The organism is Ureibacillus sp. MALMAid1270 (assembly GCF_049202975.1).
Classification (GTDB): Bacteria; Bacillota; Bacilli; order Bacillales_A; family Planococcaceae; genus Ureibacillus.
Genome location: NZ_JBMIRP010000087.1, coordinates 1 through 20735, shown reverse-complemented (window position 1 = coordinate 20735; position 20735 = coordinate 1). Strand labels below are relative to the sequence as shown.

23 protein-coding genes are annotated in these 20735 nt (G+C 33.5%); 20 read left to right on the top strand and 3 right to left on the bottom strand.

Annotation, left to right across the window (positions count from 1 at the left end; all coding sequences use genetic code 11):
- Positions 1-237: 237 nt before the first annotated feature.
- Complete coding sequence (locus ACOQFO_RS11535) at positions 238-1494, bottom strand: GNAT family N-acetyltransferase (protein WP_421689812.1); 1257 nt, start codon at positions 1492-1494, stop codon at positions 238-240.
- Positions 1495-1784: 290 nt separating this feature from the next.
- Between ACOQFO_RS11535 and ACOQFO_RS11530 the strand changes: the two genes are divergently transcribed.
- The 9 genes from ACOQFO_RS11530 to ACOQFO_RS11490 all read left to right on the top strand — a co-directional run bounded on the left by ACOQFO_RS11530 (position 1785) and on the right by ACOQFO_RS11490 (position 9425).
- Positions 1785-2591 carry a YitT family protein gene (locus ACOQFO_RS11530; RefSeq protein ID WP_421689811.1) on the top strand — a complete coding sequence of 269 codons (807 nt, stop codon included), beginning with the start codon at positions 1785-1787 and terminating at the stop codon, positions 2589-2591.
- Positions 2592-2765: 174 nt separating this feature from the next.
- Positions 2766-3293, top strand: a complete 528-nt coding sequence (locus ACOQFO_RS11525) for an NUDIX hydrolase (protein ID WP_421689810.1) — start codon at positions 2766-2768, stop codon at positions 3291-3293.
- Positions 3294-3566: 273 nt separating this feature from the next.
- The gene (locus tag ACOQFO_RS11520) at positions 3567-4757 is read left to right on the top strand and encodes a hypothetical protein (protein ID WP_421689809.1); all 1191 of its coding nucleotides are present in this window, start codon (positions 3567-3569) and stop codon (positions 4755-4757) included.
- Between the two features lie 92 nt (positions 4758-4849).
- Positions 4850-6025: an amidohydrolase gene (locus ACOQFO_RS11515; protein ID WP_421689808.1), complete on the top strand. Its 1176-nt coding sequence runs from the start codon at positions 4850-4852 to the stop codon at positions 6023-6025.
- Positions 6026-6267: 242 nt separating this feature from the next.
- Positions 6268-6486: a hypothetical protein gene (locus tag ACOQFO_RS11510; RefSeq protein ID WP_421689807.1), complete on the top strand. Its 219-nt coding sequence runs from the start codon at positions 6268-6270 to the stop codon at positions 6484-6486.
- A 60-nt stretch (positions 6487-6546) separates the two neighbouring features.
- Positions 6547-7128, top strand: a complete 582-nt coding sequence (locus ACOQFO_RS11505) for a hypothetical protein (protein WP_421689806.1) — start codon at positions 6547-6549, stop codon at positions 7126-7128.
- Positions 7129-7217: 89 nt separating this feature from the next.
- Positions 7218-7865, top strand: a complete 648-nt coding sequence (locus ACOQFO_RS11500; protein ID WP_421689805.1) for a DUF5412 family protein — start codon at positions 7218-7220, stop codon at positions 7863-7865.
- 135 nt (positions 7866-8000) lie between these two features.
- Positions 8001-8876, top strand: coding sequence for an aminoglycoside phosphotransferase family protein (locus ACOQFO_RS11495; RefSeq protein WP_421689804.1), 876 nt, complete (start codon positions 8001-8003; stop codon positions 8874-8876).
- Positions 8877-8951: 75 nt separating this feature from the next.
- Positions 8952-9425, top strand: a complete 474-nt coding sequence (locus tag ACOQFO_RS11490) for a VOC family protein (RefSeq protein WP_421689803.1) — start codon at positions 8952-8954, stop codon at positions 9423-9425.
- A gap of 51 nt (positions 9426-9476) precedes the next feature.
- On the opposite strand, the gene ACOQFO_RS11485 is transcribed toward ACOQFO_RS11490, so the two are convergent.
- Entirely contained in the window at positions 9477-9719 is a 243-nt protein-coding gene (locus ACOQFO_RS11485) for a hypothetical protein (protein WP_421689802.1), read from the bottom strand.
- Between the two features lie 105 nt (positions 9720-9824).
- Between ACOQFO_RS11485 and ACOQFO_RS11480 the strand changes: the two genes are divergently transcribed.
- From ACOQFO_RS11480 to ACOQFO_RS11435, 10 genes are all read left to right on the top strand, one after another.
- Positions 9825-10346, top strand: a complete 522-nt coding sequence (locus ACOQFO_RS11480) for an AraC family transcriptional regulator (protein ID WP_421689801.1) — start codon at positions 9825-9827, stop codon at positions 10344-10346.
- A gap of 100 nt (positions 10347-10446) precedes the next feature.
- The gene (locus ACOQFO_RS11475; protein WP_421689800.1) at positions 10447-10830 is read left to right on the top strand and encodes a VOC family protein; all 384 of its coding nucleotides are present in this window, start codon (positions 10447-10449) and stop codon (positions 10828-10830) included.
- 151 nt (positions 10831-10981) lie between these two features.
- Positions 10982-11542: a histidine phosphatase family protein gene (locus ACOQFO_RS11470; protein ID WP_421689799.1), complete on the top strand. Its 561-nt coding sequence runs from the start codon at positions 10982-10984 to the stop codon at positions 11540-11542.
- Positions 11543-11661: 119 nt separating this feature from the next.
- The gene (locus ACOQFO_RS11465; protein ID WP_421689798.1) at positions 11662-12414 is read left to right on the top strand and encodes a hypothetical protein; all 753 of its coding nucleotides are present in this window, start codon (positions 11662-11664) and stop codon (positions 12412-12414) included.
- 249 nt (positions 12415-12663) lie between these two features.
- Positions 12664-13446, top strand: coding sequence for an ABC transporter ATP-binding protein (locus ACOQFO_RS11460; protein ID WP_421689797.1), 783 nt, complete (start codon positions 12664-12666; stop codon positions 13444-13446).
- A gap of 2 nt (positions 13447-13448) precedes the next feature.
- Positions 13449-15089, top strand: coding sequence for a hypothetical protein (locus tag ACOQFO_RS11455; protein WP_421689796.1), 1641 nt, complete (start codon positions 13449-13451; stop codon positions 15087-15089).
- A 60-nt stretch (positions 15090-15149) separates the two neighbouring features.
- On the top strand, positions 15150-15449 hold the full coding sequence (locus ACOQFO_RS11450; protein WP_421689795.1) for a TIGR04104 family putative zinc finger protein: 300 nt from the start codon (positions 15150-15152) through the stop codon (positions 15447-15449).
- Between the two features lie 141 nt (positions 15450-15590).
- The gene (locus ACOQFO_RS11445) at positions 15591-15959 is read left to right on the top strand and encodes a PilZ domain-containing protein (RefSeq protein WP_421689794.1); all 369 of its coding nucleotides are present in this window, start codon (positions 15591-15593) and stop codon (positions 15957-15959) included.
- A gap of 85 nt (positions 15960-16044) precedes the next feature.
- Positions 16045-17253, top strand: a complete 1209-nt coding sequence (locus ACOQFO_RS11440) for a DUF6612 family protein (RefSeq protein ID WP_421689793.1) — start codon at positions 16045-16047, stop codon at positions 17251-17253.
- 301 nt (positions 17254-17554) lie between these two features.
- Positions 17555-18577 carry an AI-2E family transporter gene (locus ACOQFO_RS11435; RefSeq protein WP_421689792.1) on the top strand — a complete coding sequence of 341 codons (1023 nt, stop codon included), beginning with the start codon at positions 17555-17557 and terminating at the stop codon, positions 18575-18577.
- A 63-nt stretch (positions 18578-18640) separates the two neighbouring features.
- Here ACOQFO_RS11435 and ACOQFO_RS11430 read toward each other — a convergent pair whose 3' ends face one another.
- Positions 18641-19576 (bottom strand): LysM peptidoglycan-binding domain-containing protein, encoded by a 936-nt coding sequence (locus ACOQFO_RS11430; protein WP_421689791.1) that lies wholly within the window; start codon positions 19574-19576, stop codon positions 18641-18643.
- Between the two features lie 168 nt (positions 19577-19744).
- Between ACOQFO_RS11430 and ACOQFO_RS11425 the strand changes: the two genes are divergently transcribed.
- Positions 19745-20557, top strand: coding sequence for a VanW family protein (locus ACOQFO_RS11425; RefSeq protein WP_421689790.1), 813 nt, complete (start codon positions 19745-19747; stop codon positions 20555-20557).
- Positions 20558-20735 lie beyond the last annotated feature (178 nt).

Here is a 20735-nt window from a genome sequence, read left to right as displayed (position 1 = left end):
TTCATGGTAGATAAAAGACCGGGAGAGCCAGTAACGTTGGAGTGCCCGTATTGTAACGGTGAAATGTTTGAAGCGAAAAAGGACCCAAGCGAATAATTACGCTTGGGTCGTGCATAAAGACGCGTTAGCGTTTTTGTTCTTGAGGTAAGTGGGACAGAAAACCCATTGATCGATAAAAAATTAAATGCCCTTCGTTTAATTACGAAGGGCACACGAAGGGCACTGTTTAATTGCAATCTAAAAAGCCGTTGTACAAATAGGCTTCTCTAATACCTTATAAATAGAATAAAGTTTGTCCAGAAATTCTGAATCACTAATTTCTATTTTACTATAATAATACAAGTCACTTAAACTAACGACTCCAAATAACAATGAAGATAGCTCAGAAATATCGATTTTTAACTCAACATCATATTCGCCGTCTTCTTTCACTTCAACCAATCCATTTTTCAACTGTAACAAAAATTCGCCTTGATTTTCAGGGAAGAAAGAGTCCGTCACACTTAATTTCCAGCTAAAATCAGGTGCATTAAAAGATAAATGACCTAACTGTTGAACAAAACCTTTTACATTAATAATTCGATACATTAATCCAATTGCTGACGTGCTACTTGGATGATAAACACTTGGAATTAATTCACTCGAGCCATTGCGGGCATCATGAACTAAAAAGCGAATCTGTTCATCCTGCGTATTCCATTCAATTCTGTGTACTTGATCGGCTTGGCTATTTAAAAACGTACTTAACTCTAATAGTGCCTCCGGAGTTTCGTAAATACACTCTTTAATCACTAATTTATTCAACATAAAATTTGTTTCGCTTTGTTTTTTAAAATGAAATACAAGATAACCTTGAATTTGCTCCTGCTTCTTCACAGCAACAATTCGATTCTCAGTGTTTTTAAACAGTTTATTCCATTCATGCTCCGTTTTATAAATCATCCCGTGATGACTTTCAACATACCGGTTATAGCAGGCTGAGAGTAGCTCTAAATCCTCCTTAGTGACATACTGTAAATGTTCCTTAGTCTGCCCTTTTGGGAAGCTTGAAGGCTCTAAATAATATTGGTACATGTTTGGTCCATAACCAAATCCCATTTTCTTATAAAAATCAGGTCGGAATGGATATAATGCGACTTGATGAACTCCTTTTTCCTTAAACATTTGAAGGAATTGATCAATGAGTTCTTTAGCAGCACCTTCTTTTTTGTGAAGTAAATCAACCGCAACAAGCCCCACACCGCCAATTTCAACTTTACTCGAATGTAAATTCATCTCATAATAATGAATTCGCATACCTGCGATCAGCTGTTGATTTCGAAATAGGCCGTAGTACTCCACAGCCGGATCATTTTCTTGCTTATTAATAAGAAATTCCTTAAATCTTTGTTTCTCTTGTGGAGTATTGGCTAAAATCCCTGGGTATGCATTGGCAACTATATCAACGAAAGTTGTAAATTCACTTTCTTCAACTAATTTTCTTATTTCCCCCATATAATTTCTCCTTTATTGAATAATACTTAAAACAATACTCAAGTGCGAACCATAATTTAAGAGGTGAATTAACCGAAATTTACTACGTAATACATTTCCGCTGACTGTTTTTAAAATCCTTCTTTTTTACAAAGATTCAACTACTTTTAATAATTCTGTATTCAGAATAATTCAAATATTATTATAACAATATAATTTATTGACACGTATATTGAATTCATCTAGATTTAAATTAATCATAGTTGTTGATTGAGATCATCCGCTTCGTTCATTTAAGGGGGACAATAGTTTTGAAATATTTAATTGCTATCATCGGGTCTTTGATCGTAGCATTTGCATTTAACTTTTTTCTAGTTCCCTATGAAATTTTAAGTGGTGGAATTAGTGGTATTGCCATTTTGATAGGGCTTATTACTCCATTTGATATTGGATTAATGAATTTATTACTCAACTTGCCATTAATTATTCTGGGATACTATAAACTTGGCAAAATCATTACATTGAATACGCTTATCTGTGTAGTTTCACTTTCGTTCTTTTTATATGTTCTCCCTGTGATGCAAGTAACAGATAATATACTATTATCCACGATCTTCGGAGGTATAATCAGTGGTATAGGTGTAGGACTTATATTAAAGTACTCAGGTACTTCTGGTGGACTAGATATTATTGCGATTATCGTTTCTAGAGCAAGTAATTTCAGTGTAGGCTTATTACTAACTGGAATGAATGGAATCATCGTTCTTATTTCAGGTGCAGCATTTGACTGGAATATTGCTCTTTACACACTACTATCCATTTACTTATCTGGCCTGGTAATTGATAAAGTGCATACAAATCATATAAAACTAACAATGCAAATTGTCACGACCAAAGGGGAAGCAATTCGAGAAGAACTATTGAAGTCTGTATACCGCGGAATCACCATTACAGAGGGTTACGGTGGATATACTAAAGAAAAAAAACACATTTTAATGATGGTTGTTACTCGATATGAAACAACACAAATTAAAAAAATCGTCCGAAATCACGATGAACAAGCTTTCATAAACATATATGAAACAGTTGAAGTGGATGGAGTTTTCGCAAAGAATTAGACTTAATAATAAAATAGTAAAATAAACAATATTAAAGCATTTGTCCTATGTCAAAAGGATTAATGCTTTTTTATTTTGCGAGCATAACTATTCGTTTTCAATTTTTGTATAGTTCCATCGAACTGGATAAAATGGTAAAATGTATTTATCTGAAAAAGTAAAGGGAGGAATTATATGGAATTATGGGATGTTTACGATATGTATCGCAATAAAACTAATCGAACTACGATTCGTGGAACAGAGCTACAATCTGGTGATTATCATTTAGTCTTGCATGTATGTATTTTTAATTCCAATGGCGAAATGCTCATTCAACAAAGACAACCATTTAAAGAAGGATGGTCCAATATGTGGGACATTACCGTTGGAGGAAGTGCTGTAGTTGGTGATTTTAGTCAAACTGCTGCACAGAGAGAATTATACGAAGAAATCGGATTGAAGCTAGATTTTGAAAATATTAGACCACATTTAACAATGCATTTTGATCGAGGCTTTGACGATATTTATATAATTGAAAAAGATGTGGATTTACATACGCTTAGATTACAGTACGAGGAAGTTCAAGCTGTAAAATGGGCAAGTAAAGAAGACATATTATCAATGATTAGATCTGGTGAATTTATTACCTATCACGAAAGTCTGATCGAACTACTTTTTGATTTGCGAAAAAAACGTGGGTCTACAAAACGAATAGCAAAATAATAGATTGTGCACTTTTCTTTATTGGGAAAGTGTTTTTTTATTGGTCTTAATTTTTAGAATAAATTTCTTACTCTCAACAAAAATAAATTCATCTTTGCGCAATAATTTATTTAATAATAAAACTAGTAATAATTGCAAAAATATATAAAAAATCCCAATAATATGAACGAATTATGACATTAATAAAATATTATATACAAAATATTTCCCAAAGTGATATTGTTTGTAAACAAAATATTTTAATAATTTCGAAAAATAGAGAGGGTACATACTATGGCGCAAATGGTCGCAATCGTTATTTTATTATTCATCTTATATATAGGTGATTTTATCTCGATCCGTACAAAAGCATGGATCCCATCAATATTCATAAGAGCTGTTCTATTTTTAATAGGTTACTGGACTTTCTTCCCAAAAGATATTGTTGCAATTGCAGGAATTCCGAATACTGTAGCAACTCTATTAATCTATCTATTAATCGTAAATATGGGAACTCTTCTTTCAATTAAAGAGCTAATTGCTCAATGGAAGACAGTTGTCATTTCATTAGCTGGAATTTTAGGGATTATCGTTCTATTATTTGGAGTTGCTTCATTCATATTTGACATGAATACTGTCATCGTTGCAATCCCACCATTAGTTGGAGGTATTGTATCAGCATTAATTATGTCAGAAGGAGCTACTCAGGCAGGACTTACTTCATTAGCTGTATTTGCCATAGTCATTTATGTTATGCAAGGGTTTGCTGGTTATCCTTTAACATCAATCGTGTTGAAAAAAGAGGGAAAAAGACTTTTACAGAAATATAGAAATGGCGAGTTAGAAATTATATCTGAGGGTCAAAAAGTAGAAGAAACAACTGAAAAGAAACACGGCTTAAAAATTTTCCAAGTTCCTGAAAAATACAATACAGAATACTTTAAATTCTTTAAAATTGCTGTAGTTGGATGTTTAGCCTATCTAACATCTGTAACTCTAGCACCAATCGTCGAGATCAATGGAGCTGTGCTTTGTTTAGTGTTTGGTGTTATTGCAAAAAGTATTGGTTTCTTAGAAACACATGTATTACAAAAAGCAAATGGTTTTGGTTTTGCGATCATGGCATTAATGCTGTTCGTATTTGATGCATTAAAAAATGCTACACCAAGTATGTTACTAGATTTATTAACGCCTTTAGTTGTTTGTATTGCATTAGGTGTTATCGGGATGTATATCTTCTCATTCATCGCGGGGAAATTACTAAAAGTTAGTAAAAACCTAGCGTTTGCAGTTTCATTAACGGCTTTATACGGATTCCCAGCGGACTATGTAATTACAAACGAAGTTATTAAAGCATTAACAACGGATGAAAAGGAAAGAGCCGCATTAACGCAACATATGTTACCACCTATGCTAGTAGGAGGATTTGTCTCCGTAACAATTGTATCTGTTATTCTAGCAGGAATTTTCGTAACATTCCTTTAATATAGAAAATACGAACAAAGTCTATAAATATCGAAAGAGTTTTTAAGATTATCATACATGTAGTGTGATAAAAGTAGCGGAGGATGAATCATATGATCAATGAAAAAATTAAAGAAGGCATTCAAGAATATAGCGATGAATTAATTGCGATTCGTAGAAAATTACACAGTGAACCAGAGTTATCTTGGGAAGAATATGAAACAACTGAATTTGTTTCTTCCTACTTAACTGAACTGGGCATTGAAAACCGAAAAACAGAACCAACTGGTGTCATTGCAGAGATTAAAGGTGGAAAACCAGGACAAACAGTTGCATTACGCGCAGATATGGATGCACTTCCCGTAGAGGAGTTAAACATTGATCTTCCATACGCTTCAAAAGAAAAAGGAAAAATGCATGCATGTGGCCATGATACTCATACAGCAATGTTACTAATCGCAGCGAAAGTTCTTAATGAAAATAAAGCAGATTTACAAGGAAATGTTCGACTTATTTTCCAACCCGCAGAAGAAACTGCAGCAGGTGCGAAAGTAATGGTTGAACAAGGTGCCGTAGAAGGAGTAGACAATGTTTTTGGTATACACATTTGGTCTCAAATGCCAACGAATAAAGTATCTTGTACTTCAGGACCTTCATTCGCCTCAGCAGATTTATTCACAGTAACATTTAAAGGACGTGGTGGTCATGGTGCAATGCCTCACGATACAATTGATGCAGCAGTTGTTGCTTCGTCATTTGTGATGAATGTACAATCCGTTGTATCAAGAACTATCGACCCACAACTACCTGCAGTTCTTACTGTTGGAAAAATGGTTGTTGGGACACGCTTTAACGTTATCGCAGAAAATGCGGTCATTGAAGGGACGGTGCGTTGTTTCGATCCTAATACACGTGATCATATTGAGAAACAACTGCAAGTTTATGCTGAAAATGTAGCAAATATTTACGGAGCTACTGCAAAAGTGGAGTATATTCGCGGAACTCAAGCTGTTATCAATGGTAAGGAAAGCGCGGAACTCGTACAACAAGTGGCTGTTGAGGCGTTTGGTGAGGAGGCGCTTTACTTTGAAAAACCAACAATGGGCGGTGAAGACTTCAGCTTTTATTTAGATGAAGTACCTGGGAGCTTCGCATTAGTTGGTTCTGGTAATCCAGAAAAAGATACGGAATGGGCACATCATCACGGCAAATTCAACGTTGACGAAGATGCACTAGCAACAGGGGCAGAATTATATGCGCAATACGCTTGGGCTTATTTAAATAAATAATAAAATTAAATTAAATTGAGATCAACTTTGGTTGGTCTCTTTTTTCATTTGCAGGATTCAAATCAGCATTGAAGAAATTCATTTTAATTGCAAGTGGTTAATTAATGCTGATTACATGGGATTGAAATGGTTTGATGATACGAATCAGGAGACCCGTATTACGAGATGGTAATTAAGTAATTATTTACTAATACTTTGTGACTTTTCAAAACCTTAACCGTCTAAATGGTTGAGGTGTTTTTATGAAAATTTACTGGTTTTTAGTCATATGCTTTTATTTTGCTTGGTTCCTATTATCACACCAATATCCTGAGCCGAGTTGGTGGTCTATTTTTACAACAGAGCGATCAACTCACACTCCTCTTATCGAGCATATTTCTTATATTAAAGTGACTTTTACAGCACTTATTTTTATCGGGTTGGTTTATATTTTACACCGAACGCTTCAAAATCGTATTTGAATCACCTTTTGGCGTAACTTCATACTCTAGTTTAAAACGTAGTTAAACAGGGGGACTAAAATGAAATCGACTTTTATTTATCTTGCTCTATTTATACTTTTGGTAGTTGGTTGTACGAAAGAAGAGATAGATACACCAACATCGTCAAATGATGATTTTGAAGAATTGGAAATCGAAGTTGCTAAACTGAGTGAAAAACTAGTCGAAAGTGAAAAAAAGATTGAAGAATTAACCACATTAATCGACCAAGAAAACCGAAATGATATAGAGGTATATAACGAGATCAATAGTAGAATCTATATTTTGGAAAGTTTAATGTCACATATACCAAATTTAGAAACTAGATTTGGTTATATCAACGAAGTGAATGTAGATGGATCGAGCATTACTCTCGAAATCCAATTCGCTGATATGAAACAGGACGATAGTGCACCAAATGGATTTGTCATTGAAGAAAAAGAAGTCTCGATTGTAACTCTCGATCCGAATGCAAGCTATTTTATTTTAGTAGATGGTGTAAAAATAAGTAACGTAGGAACTGTTGATGAATTAGAAGAGGCGGTTAATGAATATAGTCGACTTTTTAAAATTTATATGGCTAATGATGAAATTGTGATGTTGACGGAGCAGTATATCCCGTAAAATACATAGGATTTTAGCAGTTGGGTCCAAATGTATAGTCAATAAGACGATCATGTATAGTGTGATCGTTTTTTTTATTTGGAAAATTTATGCAACCTTTGTATTCTTCAGAACGTATAAATGATAAGTGCGTAAAAAGATCTGAAAAACTTTGCAAGAAGGGAAGGATAAATATTCTAACTCTACTCGGCATCCTCATTGCATTCATTTCTGTGATTTTGTTATTAATCTTTTCTGTCACACTGCTTATTTCGATTATAAAAAAGAAACCCTTTCCTAAAAAGCTATTTATTGCTACCATCACAGGTTTGGGAATGGTGTGTATAATTTACATTTATGAAAACTACTTTTTTACTTTCGATAGTATAAATCAGGAGTATACTCAACCAGGACCTGGACCTCTTCCATCACCAACAGAGAGATATACAGCCCACGCCTATTATGAGCCTTATGGTGGCGCGGCAGGCGGTGTTAATGTATGGGTTGAATTAACGGATCATCTTAACAACGATAAAAAGAAAATCATTTATTATGCTGATGTAAAAAGAAGCTTTTCGATGTTTTGGACAGATGAAAAAACACTATTCATAAGAAATGTTGAACATTACGATAACAAATCGATCACATTAAATGTAGAAAAAGAAATCTATCACGAGAGTGGATTAGCATGCAAGAGTTGGGTTATGAAGAATGAGTATGTCACTTGTTATAAAGGGAAAGAGGGAAATGAAAATTGAATTAAATTACTATTCGGGGAATGGCTTTAGCATTGATCAAGAAGGATTGATGCTTTTTTTGTTGAACTTAATAAATGAAGTCTAATTGACATGCATTTCTCAGATAATACTCATAAATAAAGGGGAGGTAGTTGAATGTTAAATCGAGTACTTGACCAATTTAATTTAAAGCCACTAATGATTAGTGAAGTAGAAGATTCACACAGCTCAACTGTATATAAATGCGGGTTGTTAAAGGGAGAGAATGTTTATATAAAAATTCCCTATACAAAATTGAAGTTTCAAAGAGAACTAGAATCTTATGAAATATTAAAAGGGAAAGTAGCTACTCCCGAAGTGTTGGATTATTGGATTGGAGATGAAGATTGTCTAGGTGCCTTTTTATTGTCGGAATTAAAAGGCCAACCGCTAACGATCAATTGTTCTACTAAAGTTGGTTATGAAGTGGGTGTTCTACAGGCAACGCTGCATTCAGTACAACCACCTGAAAATAAAGTATTAAGTGGTATAAAGAATGAATTTTCAAACTGGACTCAATTTATAGAAAAGCAGTTTTATAGCTTTGCTGAAGATGTCAAAGAAGTATTGGATGAGTCTTTGTACAACAGTGCGATTGAACGATTTAAACATATGCAAGAACAGCTACCTTTACCAGATGGACCAGGTTTCATACATATGGATTTTCGCCCGGCGAATATTATTGTAGATGGCGAAACAGTTTCAGGGATCATCGATTTTGAAAGTGTAAGATTTGGTTCAACTGAAATTGACTTTACAAAGCTGTATCGAGATTTTTTATCCTATGATACTTCTCTTTTCGACTCGTTTAAAGAAGGTTATCAAAGTGTTAGACCATTAATTGATTTAGAAATTGTACTACCTTTCTACCGATTCGCTGATGCCTTCAATAGCATCGGCTGGTGTAAACGTCGGGGAATTGAAAAGAATAAACTATTTTTTGAGGAAAACATTGCGAGACTGCAGCAATTTTTAAAGTTTAATTCTCTATAGCATTGGAAACTTACAACTTTTTTACGAGTTCGTTTATCCCTAGAGTTTGGTAATATGTACCAAGGAGGGGATCGTATGATTAAGGGGTTGTATGAAGCACATTTACCTGTGAAAAATTTAGAAGTATCTATGGAATTTTATAAAAGATTAGGATTGAAGTTCGCATGGCGCGATGAAGATACTGCATTCTTTTGGATCGAAGAAGGGATGAGCTGGTTAGGATTATGGGAAGGGGAAGAGTACCGAACACAATACCACCCATCTTTACGCCATATTGCTTTTCGAGTTACATTTGAGGATTTAAAGGAGTCGATTAATTGGCTGAAATCGATTCAAGTTGAAGCAGTTCCATTTGGAAGTAGAACGTCTATTGAGCCATTCGTAAGACCAAATCAAGGAAATGCTTCAGTTTATTTTAATGACCCAGATGGCAATAGTTTAGAATTGATGTGTTTTGTAGATGTCCCAAGCGAATTAAGACATATTACAGATAAGTTGTCTATAGAAGATTGGTTGAATCTTTTGAAAATCACAGAGAATAAAAGCTAGTATTCATAACAGTCTAAAGTAATATGCATGTATGCATTCATTCAAACCAGCTTATTTTTCATTATTAGCACGAAAAACTGTCCAACCGGTAGATAAGGTAACTTCTTTAAATTTTTCGACCAATTCGTAACCACTCAAACCTTTATTGATTAAGCTCTCTAATATTTGCGTAGCAAAATCAACAGGTATTAAATGATCTGTATATTGATCTTGATTTTGTAGGTGAGCAAAAGAAGCTTTCATTTTTACGAATTGATTTAGCTTCGAAAGTTTAAACCTTTTATGTGGAGACATTTTTATTTCCTCATTTCCATTTCTTTCTATGTTAATTATAATTTAAACACAATGAAAATTAAACCAATTAGAAACTAACTTTCAATATTATTGGAGGATAAAATAATGCATGAAATTGTCAGAACTTATAAACAAGCGATTCCTGCTATGACATTCATCGGAATAAAATATGGCGATGCAGATCGAGTTCAAGGAAGCTTCACAGCGAAGTGGGAAGAATGGTTTCAAACAGATCGATTTAATCAACTTGAATCTTTGATGACTGATGAGTTTAAAAATGCATATGAAGATTTCAATACAAATATGGGGCTTATGCGTTGGAAAGAAGGAGAACCATTTGAATATTGGATTGGAATGTTCCTCCCAGAAGATACAGTAGCACCTGAAGGGTTTGAATCAATTAATTTTCCGGCTTCACAATTAGGAGTTTGTTGGTTAAAAGGAATCATACCAGAAATCTTTGGCAATGAGGAAGAGTGCGCAAATAAACTTTCTGAAGAAGGATTTGAAATTGCTAGAGATGAAGTAGAGGCATGGTGGTTCTTTGAAAGATATGGGTGTCCCCGATTTACAAACCCAGACGAATTTGGAAATGTTATTTTAGATATTTGTCATTTTGTTAAATAAGCTTTTGGCAATTTGAGGTTTTATTATCAAAGAAAAAAGGTATAAATGTAATGACGTAACCAGCAAGTGAATTAACATTTAGAATAGGAGTCATTAAGATATGAAAATCATTGTAACGAGTATTTTTGTAGAAGATCAAGAGCATGCATTAAAGTTTTATACGGAAACATTGGGCTTTATTAAAAAACATGATGTGCCCGCTGGTGATTATAGATGGATTACCCTAGTTTCTCCAGAGCAACAGGGAGGTACAGAGCTTTTACTTGAACCAAATAATAATCCTATTGCAAAAGAGTATCAATCGAAGTTATATGATGGTGGCATCCCTGTCACAATGTTCGGAGTAGAAGATATTCATACAGAGTACGAACGATTAGTAAATCTCGGTGTAAAGTTCTTTATGGAGCCGACAGAAATGGGTAATGTCACAATTGCGATTTTCGATGATACTTGTGGAAACCGTATTCAAATTATTCAGCAATGAATTTCTAGAAATTACCTTTATTTAAGATCATTTATCATATTAAATCGTGAAGCGCATCAGTCTAGGAAGGATTGATGCGTTTTTTGTTGAATTTAACTATTAATGGTGAATTAATACATCAACGTGGTTTGAAATAGGAGTTGAACCTTCATTGACGACATTGTATTTTGTTCGGCATGCCCATTCGAATTACTCATCGGATGAATTGGGGAGACCGTTATCTGAAAAAGGGTTTGCAGATGCCTCTCGGATAAAAGAATTATTAAAAGATCAAGACATTGATTATGTAATTTCTAGCCCTTACAAACGAGCAATTCAAACTGTTGAAGGGATTGCACAATTTATTAATCAAGATGTTCAAATCATTAATGGTTTTAAGGAAAGAAAGCTATCAGAGGGATCTGTAAAAGATTTTAGTTATGCCATATCAAAAGTATGGGAGAATCAAGACTATTCATTGGAAGGTGGAGAATCTAATCGGATTGCTCAACAAAGAGGGATAGAGGCAACCTTCCAAGTGTTAGATAAATATCAAGATAAAAACGTTGTTATCGGAACACACGGAAATTTGATGGTTTTGATTATGAATTTCTTCGATAAACAATACGATTTTGAGTTTTGGAAAAGGTTAGAGATGCCGGATATTTATAAATTGACATTTGAAGGTCGAAAGTTAGTAAATGTTACGAGGTTATGGAAAGGGAAGCACTAATCTTGATAAAGGTTAGTGTATTTTTGTGTTAAAAAGAAAAGTGAAGTAGTTTAATGAAATACTGCGGTAATTGTAACAATTTCCAATTCTGAACGTCGAATTGATAAGAGGTGAGATTGTTGAGAAAATTATTTTTTATTGTTGTATTACTGGGATTGTTTATTCTCACAGCGTGTAATAGTTCCTCGGGTAATCCGAATCTTGCAATTGGAAAAACAACAAGTTTCAGTACTGAAAAACAGTGTCCTGATGCTGAAATTGAATGGATCGATATGGTGATGATTCAAGGGATTAAGTACGAACATCATTATCAAAATCCTGATGTAGTAAATGAGCCTATTACAATTGAAAAAGGTAAAGAGATTGGTAAGGTTACTTATCAAATGGCTGGTAATGCTTGTGTGGATCATAAAGAAAAGAATGGTGATGCGACATTCTTGGAAGTGGGTACACCGATTTATGAGGTCTTAGGTTATCCTACGAACTTTTTGATTACTGCAGACGATAAAGTTTATATTGCAGAGTATAATTCAGAAGCAAAAACCGCTCAAGATTTTTTCCCGTTGAATGGGTTAGTGAAAAATATTTATTTTGAAAGCACAGAAGATGGAAGTAGAATTCACAAATTTTCTCAAACATCTCTGGAGCAATTTCTTGCAGTGTGGCCAGAATTAGAAGTTAAAAACCCTCAATTATTACTTGATGTAGGGAAGCTCGAAGGTGAGCGTGTATTTCTAGAAGTTGAGCTTAACAACGGTGAAGCTTTTAGAATGCTATATTGGGCAGACACGAATACATTCCATAACGGAGTAGTAGGAAATGAAGCAATTCAAGATGTGATTGAGTTTGAATTATCTGAGTTGAATAAGTGATTTTAATTGATGAAGGACAGAACGAAGCTGAATATGCTGAAAACTGTCCTTCATCGGCTTGATGAAGACCAAAACGAAATCAATAATCACCGAAACTGTCCTTCATCCACTAACTGATTCAATAAATTCCCCGATTCCGGACCCCAATCCCATAAAAGCACCTAATCCAAAACACATAAAGACTTGGTCTAACCTCTCAAGGATGTTACACTTAAATAAAATAGTAAAATTTAGAAGTGGGGTAATAGAATGGAAGAGTACATTGTATCCCTTAACGATTTGAAGAAAAGCTACGGTTCTAAATCCGTATTAGACGGTGTTTCACTACATGTGAAAAAAGGGGAAATCATTGGTTATATCGGTCCTAATGGAGCTGGTAAAAGTACGACAATTAAAATTATGTTGGGTATTGAAAGCAATTATCAAGGAGAAGTTAAACTTTTTGGTCAAGATATTGCAGAAGATTCCATCGAATATAAACGGAAAATCGGTTACGTACCAGAAATCGCAGATCTTTATGATAATCTAACAGGTTTCGAATATTTAACCTTTATCGGCGAACTATATGGACTAACTCCTCAACTTGCAGATTATAAAGCTAAAAATTTGATGGAGCTATTTGGGATAGGGGAAGTTTATCATTCTCGAATTGCATCCTATTCAAAAGGAATGCGCCAAAAACTACTAATCATCTCGAGTTTATTACATAACCCCGAACTTTTATTCTTCGACGAACCAATAAATGGTTTGGACGCCAACAGTGTGATGATTTTTAAAGAGATTATGACACAGCTTGCTGCACAAGGAAAAACCATATTTTATTCCTCACACATTATGGATGTAGTCGAAAAGATTAGCAGCCGTATTATTCTTCTCAACAATGGAAAAATCGCTGCAGACGGTACGATTGGGGAGTTAAAACAAATTAATCAAGAAGGCTCATCACTCGAACAAATTTTCAACGAACTTACAGGGTTTAATGAACACCAATCAATTGGAGCACAATTTGTATCGATTGTAGAGGAGATGTAAGAATGGAAGACTTTCGTACATTGAAACTTTTAGATCGTTTTGAGCGTATATTCACTAGATTTGGTGTGGATTACAAGATAATGAGAAAAATTTTACAAGTGAAATTTACGATGGATGGTAGACGTGTACCAACTATTTTCTCACAAAACTCCAACCAAAAAGAAAAAAGTAATCAATATGTAAAATCGCTTTGGATTTACGTTTTGTTTGGTTTATTTATGATTCCATTTATTTTAATGGGTGAAAATTACCTTTTCCAAATGAGTCTATTTTACGGAATCTTTACGTTTTTTGTTATGACCTCTATGATTTCTGATTTTTCTTCAGTATTACTAGACGTCCGAGATCGTAATATTTTATTTACAAAACCAGTGAATAACAAAACAATTAATACTGCGAAATTCATGCATATTATCATTTACATATCTTTTCTTACAATTGCATTAGTTGGCATTCCATTAATTGTTGCGCTTATTAATAAAGGAATCGGTTTTTTCATCATCACATTGATCAATATTATTTTGCTAGATTTCTTTATAGTTGCCTTAACAGCACTTATCTATCTGTTTATTCTTAGATTTTTTGATGGCGAGAAGCTAAAAGATATTATTAACTATGTACAAATTGGTTTGTCCCTTGCAATTCTAGTTGGGTATCAATTACTTGTACGTTCTTTTCAATTTATAGGACAATCTATTTCAATCGATCCTGATTGGTGGCAGTTATTCATATTCCCGATATGGTTTGCTGCAAATACTGAAATGTTGTTAAAGCAAAATTTCGAAATGATTTATACGATTTTTACGATATTAAGCATTATCGTACCAATTATCGTCATTAGGTTATACATGAAATTCAACCCTGCATTTGAGCATTATTTACAAAAGCTATCTTTTCATGGGAAAGCAAAAGAGAAAAAACAGAATAAAATTGGTGAAGGTTTGTTGAAGATCATCTGCCCATCACAACAGGAGCGATCATTTTTCCGATTTGCCAGTCGCATGATGAAAAACGAACGTGAATTCAAACTGAAAGTCTATCCTTCTTTAGGCTTTTCAATTGTTATTCCATTTATCTTTATTTTGAATGAGCTACAATTTAGTAGTGTGGAAGGGTTAACAACAAGTAATTCCTATTTTTCTATCTACTTTTGTTTAATTATTATCCCTAGTATTTTAGTTTTACTGAAGTACTCAGGCAAATATAAGGGAGCATGGGTCTATAGTGTAGCCCCGCTTAAACAACTAAAACCTATGTATAGTGGTACAATTAAAGCTTTTATATTAAAACTATTTTTGCCAGTTTACGTGATATTAAGTATTGCATTCATTGTTCTATTTGGTGTTAGAATAGTTCCTGATCTAATCATAGTTTTTCTAAGTGCCTGTATCTTTGCTATCATTTGTTTTATGATTCTAAAAAAATTCATTCCGTTTGCGGAGTCATTTGATGATTACAACCAAAATAGTACAGGTATGGTTGCACTCGGTTTATCTTTGATCATCATAGTATTTGCAGGACTACATTATTTCAGCACATTCTATAATTTCGGAATATATATCTATTTAGCAGCCTTAATCATCGCTCTTATTATTTTATTTAAAACTGCTTTTAACATAAATTGGGATAAAATCTACAGCTAAAATTAAGGCTAGTATGCTATATAATTAAGTCAGTAGATTGTTTAGAGAAGGAGAAATTTAATGGGGATCCAACAATGTGAAAAATGTAATACGAAGTTAAAATGGTTTCAAATCGTGAAATCAATTTGGTTAGGGTACAAACCAATCCAATGTAGTGGATGCGGAAAAACATATAGTGTTGATTTTAAATCGAGGTACTATACATCCATGTGGATGGTGATTCCATTATTTTTATTTGCAATATTCTTTAGGAATGGTTTGAATTTATCGATTGGTTTAACCATTGGATTATTGTTACCATTTGCTCTTGTATTGACTAGCATTCTTCCATTTATGCTTAAATATAGTTCGGAAAGTTAGATTGTTCGAGTTTATAGAGTGGATTAGCTCTCGTGCAACTGCGCGGGGGCTTTAGTTCTGTTAAAAAATACATAGAAAAAATCTTTACAAAGTACTAAGTATCGATTATTGTTAAGGTCTATGCAAACTCGGGGTGATGATATGCATTTTAAAAGAAATGAACCATTTCGCTATGAATTTGGACAACCAATTCCAGCACTATTTAATATCATTCGCATAAATAATAGAGAAGTAGAATCATCTGGTGGGCAAGCTGATATATTAGAAGTAAGTCCTGAAGGGTTACGAATCAAATCAAAGTTAAATATTCCAGACATTAAGACAAATCAAATCATGCTTACGATTTCATTTGAATTAAATAATAAAATCTTCAAATTTGACGGTTACATCGTTTGGAAAAAAGAATTATCTCAATATACAACTTATGGGTTGAAACTAGTTGTTGAGGATGAGAAACGTGAAGAATTCATTGAGGAATTAAAGATTTTCACAAAGCAATCAAAAAAGTAGTAGAATTGTATATTGTTAACAAAAGATTTATGTTGATTTAAAATTAAATTATTATAGAATAATATATAGCTGGATGATGGATTTTATGAAAATCGCAGTAAATATTCGAAGTAAAATTCGAAACTATTTGGAGGTAGAGATGATTACAAAAAAGATTAGTTTATGGATGACAAGTTTATTACTATTAACACTTTTATCCGCATGTGGAACTAAAGAATTGGACAAGGCTGAAGTACTAGGTAAATCGATTGAAGCAAGTACAGCCCTTTCAAGTTATTCAATTGAAATGGATATGGATATAACTGCAGATGGTATGGATCAAAAAATGTCTATTACTGGTGATGTAACACATAATCCAGATGCTATGTACTTTAACATGAACATGGAAGCATTAGGGATGGAAATTGATTCTGAAATGTATATGAACAAAGATGCTGCATATATGAGCATGTTTGGCGAATGGGTTAAAATGGACACAGAAGAATTAGGTATTACAAGTTTTGATCAGTTAAACGAAGAAAGTCTTGAAAAGTTAAATCAATTTAAAGACCAAATTGAAATGACTGAAGAAGAAGGTAAATATATCCTGAAGTTATCAGGTAATGATGACACTTACAAAGTACTTATAGAAGATTATGTTAATTCTTCATTGGGTAGCGATTTATCTTCTGACGCAATGATCGAAGAAATGATTAATTCTATTAAAATTAATCAATTAGATTTAGAATATCATGTCGATAAAGAGTCTTTCATTCAAACAACTCAAATTTTCAATATTGATCTTGTAATGGAAATGGACGGAATGGAAATTCCATTAAAAATGAAAGGCGAAGCGACGATCTCAAATATTAACGGGGTTGAACCAATTGAAATTCCTCAAGAAGCAATTGATAATGCTATAACTGAAGAAGAAATGTATTCTTACGATGAGAGTATGACAGTTGAACAAATTCAAGAAATGGCAAGTTATTATATTGCTGAACCAACTACACTTCCAGAAGGTTATGTTTACACAGAAGGGTATTATGATTCATCAATGGAAATGGCTATGTTAAGCTACGATAAAGATGATTACAATTGGATTTTAATTTCAACAAACCCTATTGAATACATTGGCCTTGAAGAAATGGAAGGAGAAGAAATTTCCGTACGTGGTACAACTGGTATCCAATACGAAATGGAAGACTACCTAAGCATTAGCTGGGAAGAAAACGGTCTTTTATATGAGGTTTCATCAACAAGTACAGAATTAACAAAAGAGCAAATTCTAGAAATCGCTGAAAGCTTAGAATAGCTTTCAGTTTAAACCGGACATTGCCCTCAAATGAGTAGGGTAATGTCCTTTTATTATGTAAAAAAAAAAGATTAATAAAGTCGGAAACTGTTTGACTAGGTCGAAACAGAATTACAATATTCATTAATGCTTTCGTTACAATAGTATAAATGTTATATAAAAAAGTCATAATTTTGTAATTTTTATATTGTGTATATATACCTTCACGTGCTACGCTTTAATTGAATAAAATGAAATTTTTTGATTAATCAGAGTATTATTTAAGTTTATGGAATTCGAATCAAAGTGAAGGGGTTAAGAAATGAATTGGTTTAAAGAGCAAGCGAACTTAAAGTGGATAATTATTATTGTTATTATCGGTCTGCTTTACTTTTTCAAAAATGCATTAAATTTTTTATTACTAACATTTATTTTTACATATTTAGCTTATACAGCATTCGCTAAAATACTACATATATTACCAAAATCTTTAAAACGACCGAAGCTGTTAGTTGTGCTCATGTATAGTATAATCATCGCTGTTGTTACGTTAACAGGTTATCATTATCTCCCTGCAGCGATTCAACAATTAACAGCTATTATCATTCAAAGCTCATCCATTAATATAGAGCAATTTAAAGATCTCATGCCAGAAAGAATCTATGAATATATTAGAAATTTGGACATGGAAGGAATATTAAAAAATGTCGCAGATACGTTACTTGCGGCGATAAAAGACGTGAGTACATTTTTACTCGAAGTCTTCATGGCAATTCTATTAAGCTTTTTCTTTATATTAGAAATTGATAAAATCAAAACTTTCAGCAATTCGTTCCGTTCTAGTAAAACGGAAAAGGTTTTTATCCAAATTGTTAATTTTGGTAATAGCTTCTTAAATACTTTTGGATTAGCAATTAAAGTACAAATCCAAATTTCACTTGTGAATACTGTTTTATCTGTTATTGGGTTAATGATTTTAGGATTCCCTAATATACTAGGGCTTGCAATCATGATTTTCTTCCTAGGGTTAATGCCAGTAATTGGTGTTGTGATTTCATTAATTCCATTATCAATCATCGCTTTCCAAATTGGCGGAATTATGTACATTATTTATGTTTTCATAATGATCATGATTATTCATGCGATTGAATCATACTTCTTAAACCCGAAACTTTACTCCATCACGATGAAATTACCTATCTTCTTTACCTTTATGGTTTTAATCGTTGGTGAACTACTATTTGGCGCTTGGGGATTAATTATCGGAATTCCATTATTTGTGTTTATCGTTGAAGTCATTAAAGGCTCATCAGATTTAAGAACACGACATCCTAAAAATGCATAATAAAAAAAAGAAGCTCTATTGGTATATATTGGCAATAGAGCTTCTTTTGTTTTATAATATTATCTACAGATTTACTTTTTTCGCACCTAGATAACGAGCTTTCCAGTAAGGATTATTCATATCGGTAATAGTCACACCTGTAGAAGATCCTGCATGAAGGAATTTGTTGTCACCAATATAAATTCCGGCATGGCTTGGACCTGCTTTGTATGTTGTATAAAATACTAAATCACCAGGTTGTGGAGTTGTAACACTCGTTGAATCTGCATAAATCGTTTCTACTGTACGAGGGATTGAGATGCCCACTTTTCCGTACACATAATTTAAGAAACCAGAGCAGTCAAATCCGCTTGGAGTGCTACCGCCCCAAACATATGGAACACCTAGATATTTCTTACCTTCAGCGATTAAAGCACCGACATTTAATGAATTATTAACCTCAGATTTTGCAGTTTCTGTTCCATCTAATGTTAATTTCAAGACTTGTCCAACATATATTGCATCGCTAGTTAATCCATTAAACACTTTTAATTGTTGTACAGTTAAACCGTTTTTTGTAGCAATTTGCCATAATGAATCACCAGATTGTACAACATAAGTTTTTGAAGTTGATTGTTTTGCATTAGGTATTTTTAATACTTGTCCGATATTGATTGTATCTGAATTTAATTGATTAATAGATTTAATTTCTGAAACTGTTGTATTATGTGCCTTTGCGATTGAATACAGTGTGTCACCTGATTTAACAGTATAAGAACCGTAAGTTGTATGTGTATGTGGTGCAATTAAAGTTAATTCTTGCCCAACATAGATTGTATTTGAATTTAATTGATTCCAAGTTTTTAAATCTTCAACAGAAATATTATTTGAATTCGCAATTTTCCATAGTGTATCGTCTGTTTCTACTTTGTGGTTTACCTCATGCGCTGAAGCTTGAGTAAATAACCCAGAGAATATAATTCCAAATGCTGCTGTCACTATGAACAATTGTTTTTTCAACTAATCCACTCCTCAAAAGTTGTTTTGTCATATGATGTTAGGCTACTGACAAAAACAACTTTAACATGGATTATACATTATAAAAACACCCAAATTTTTGGGAATGTATCCGTTCATTGGACATACGATTTATTATCAATGTTTTAAGTTTGTTAGGAGGAAGATCCATTGAAACGACTTTCAGAAATTCATCCAATTTTTTATCATATAAGAATTGGGCAAAAACGACTTTTTCGTGGAATAATTAATTTTTTAATCAGAAAAAAATTCGCAAAACACCGAGATTTATCTGCTACATTTTCCCATACATGCAAAAAACATCAATCACTTCTAAGGAGAACTTTGGGAAATAGTGATCCTCAATTACAAGAAAATAAAATTACAAACTTAAAAATTGCCTCAAGTAAAATCGATGGAATTGTCATAAAACCTGGGGAAGTTTTCTCGTTTTGGAAGCCAGTTGGGAAAACAACGAAAGCAAAAGGGTACATTGAGGGGATGCAGCTTGCAATGGGCGAAGTAAAGACAGGGGTAGGTGGAGGAATTTGCCAATTAGCCAATCTCCTTTACTGGATGGCATTACATACTCCTCTAGTAGTAACTGAAAGACATCATCATAGTTTCGATCCATTTCCTGACTCTGGCCGAACGCTTCCATTTGGAAGTGGAGCGAGTGTTTTTTACAATTATGTCGATTTACAAATATCAAATCGGACATCCTATTCATTTCAGATAAAAGTATGGCTTACGGATAAACATTTAAAAGGTGCCATTTTTTCCAATGAAGAAATGCCTTATGCTTATCATATTGAGGAAAGAAATCATCGTTTTTTAAAACAAAACGGAAAAAATTATAGGGAAAATGAAATTTGGCGGAAAACAATCGATAAAAGAACAGGCGAAATGGTAAATGAAGAACTACTCATTAAGAACTTTTCAGAAGTGAAATATCCAATTCCAGAATTGGTTTCTGTTGAATAGCGAAAAAGTAGCTCCATCCGAGACTTGGAAGGTGCTACTTTTATTGTGCGCCCGGCATGGGCTATAACTTGGTGGTGAAAGTCCACTACAGGCTTGGCAGTAGGAACTGTTAGCTAATGGCAAGGGTGTCCACCGTGAGGTGGAATCTGAAGGAAGCCGGAGGCAAATTCCCGAACTG

Bases quoted from the DNA above. Each gene is read 5' to 3' on its own strand.
- ACOQFO_RS11535 (WP_421689812.1), bottom strand. From the start codon at position 1,494: ATGGGGGAAATAAGAAAATTAGTTGAAGAAAGTGAATTTACAACTTTC.
- ACOQFO_RS11525 (WP_421689810.1), top strand. From the start codon at position 2,766: ATGGAATTATGGGATGTTTACGATATGTATCGCAATAAAACTAATCGA.
- ACOQFO_RS11520 (WP_421689809.1), top strand. From the start codon at position 3,567: ATGGCGCAAATGGTCGCAATCGTTATTTTATTATTCATCTTATATATA.
- ACOQFO_RS11515 (WP_421689808.1), top strand. From the start codon at position 4,850: ATGATCAATGAAAAAATTAAAGAAGGCATTCAAGAATATAGCGATGAA.
- ACOQFO_RS11510 (WP_421689807.1), top strand. From the start codon at position 6,268: ATGAAAATTTACTGGTTTTTAGTCATATGCTTTTATTTTGCTTGGTTC.
- ACOQFO_RS11505 (WP_421689806.1), top strand. From the start codon at position 6,547: ATGAAATCGACTTTTATTTATCTTGCTCTATTTATACTTTTGGTAGTT.
- ACOQFO_RS11500 (WP_421689805.1), top strand. From the start codon at position 7,218: ATGCAACCTTTGTATTCTTCAGAACGTATAAATGATAAGTGCGTAAAA.
- ACOQFO_RS11495 (WP_421689804.1), top strand. From the start codon at position 8,001: ATGTTAAATCGAGTACTTGACCAATTTAATTTAAAGCCACTAATGATT.
- ACOQFO_RS11490 (WP_421689803.1), top strand. From the start codon at position 8,952: ATGATTAAGGGGTTGTATGAAGCACATTTACCTGTGAAAAATTTAGAA.
- ACOQFO_RS11485 (WP_421689802.1), bottom strand. From the start codon at position 9,719: ATGTCTCCACATAAAAGGTTTAAACTTTCGAAGCTAAATCAATTCGTA.
- ACOQFO_RS11480 (WP_421689801.1), top strand. From the start codon at position 9,825: ATGCATGAAATTGTCAGAACTTATAAACAAGCGATTCCTGCTATGACA.
- ACOQFO_RS11475 (WP_421689800.1), top strand. From the start codon at position 10,447: ATGAAAATCATTGTAACGAGTATTTTTGTAGAAGATCAAGAGCATGCA.
- ACOQFO_RS11460 (WP_421689797.1), top strand. From the start codon at position 12,664: ATGGAAGAGTACATTGTATCCCTTAACGATTTGAAGAAAAGCTACGGT.
- ACOQFO_RS11455 (WP_421689796.1), top strand. From the start codon at position 13,449: ATGGAAGACTTTCGTACATTGAAACTTTTAGATCGTTTTGAGCGTATA.
- ACOQFO_RS11450 (WP_421689795.1), top strand. From the start codon at position 15,150: ATGGGGATCCAACAATGTGAAAAATGTAATACGAAGTTAAAATGGTTT.
- ACOQFO_RS11445 (WP_421689794.1), top strand. From the start codon at position 15,591: ATGCATTTTAAAAGAAATGAACCATTTCGCTATGAATTTGGACAACCA.
- ACOQFO_RS11440 (WP_421689793.1), top strand. From the start codon at position 16,045: ATGAAAATCGCAGTAAATATTCGAAGTAAAATTCGAAACTATTTGGAG.
- ACOQFO_RS11435 (WP_421689792.1), top strand. From the start codon at position 17,555: ATGAATTGGTTTAAAGAGCAAGCGAACTTAAAGTGGATAATTATTATT.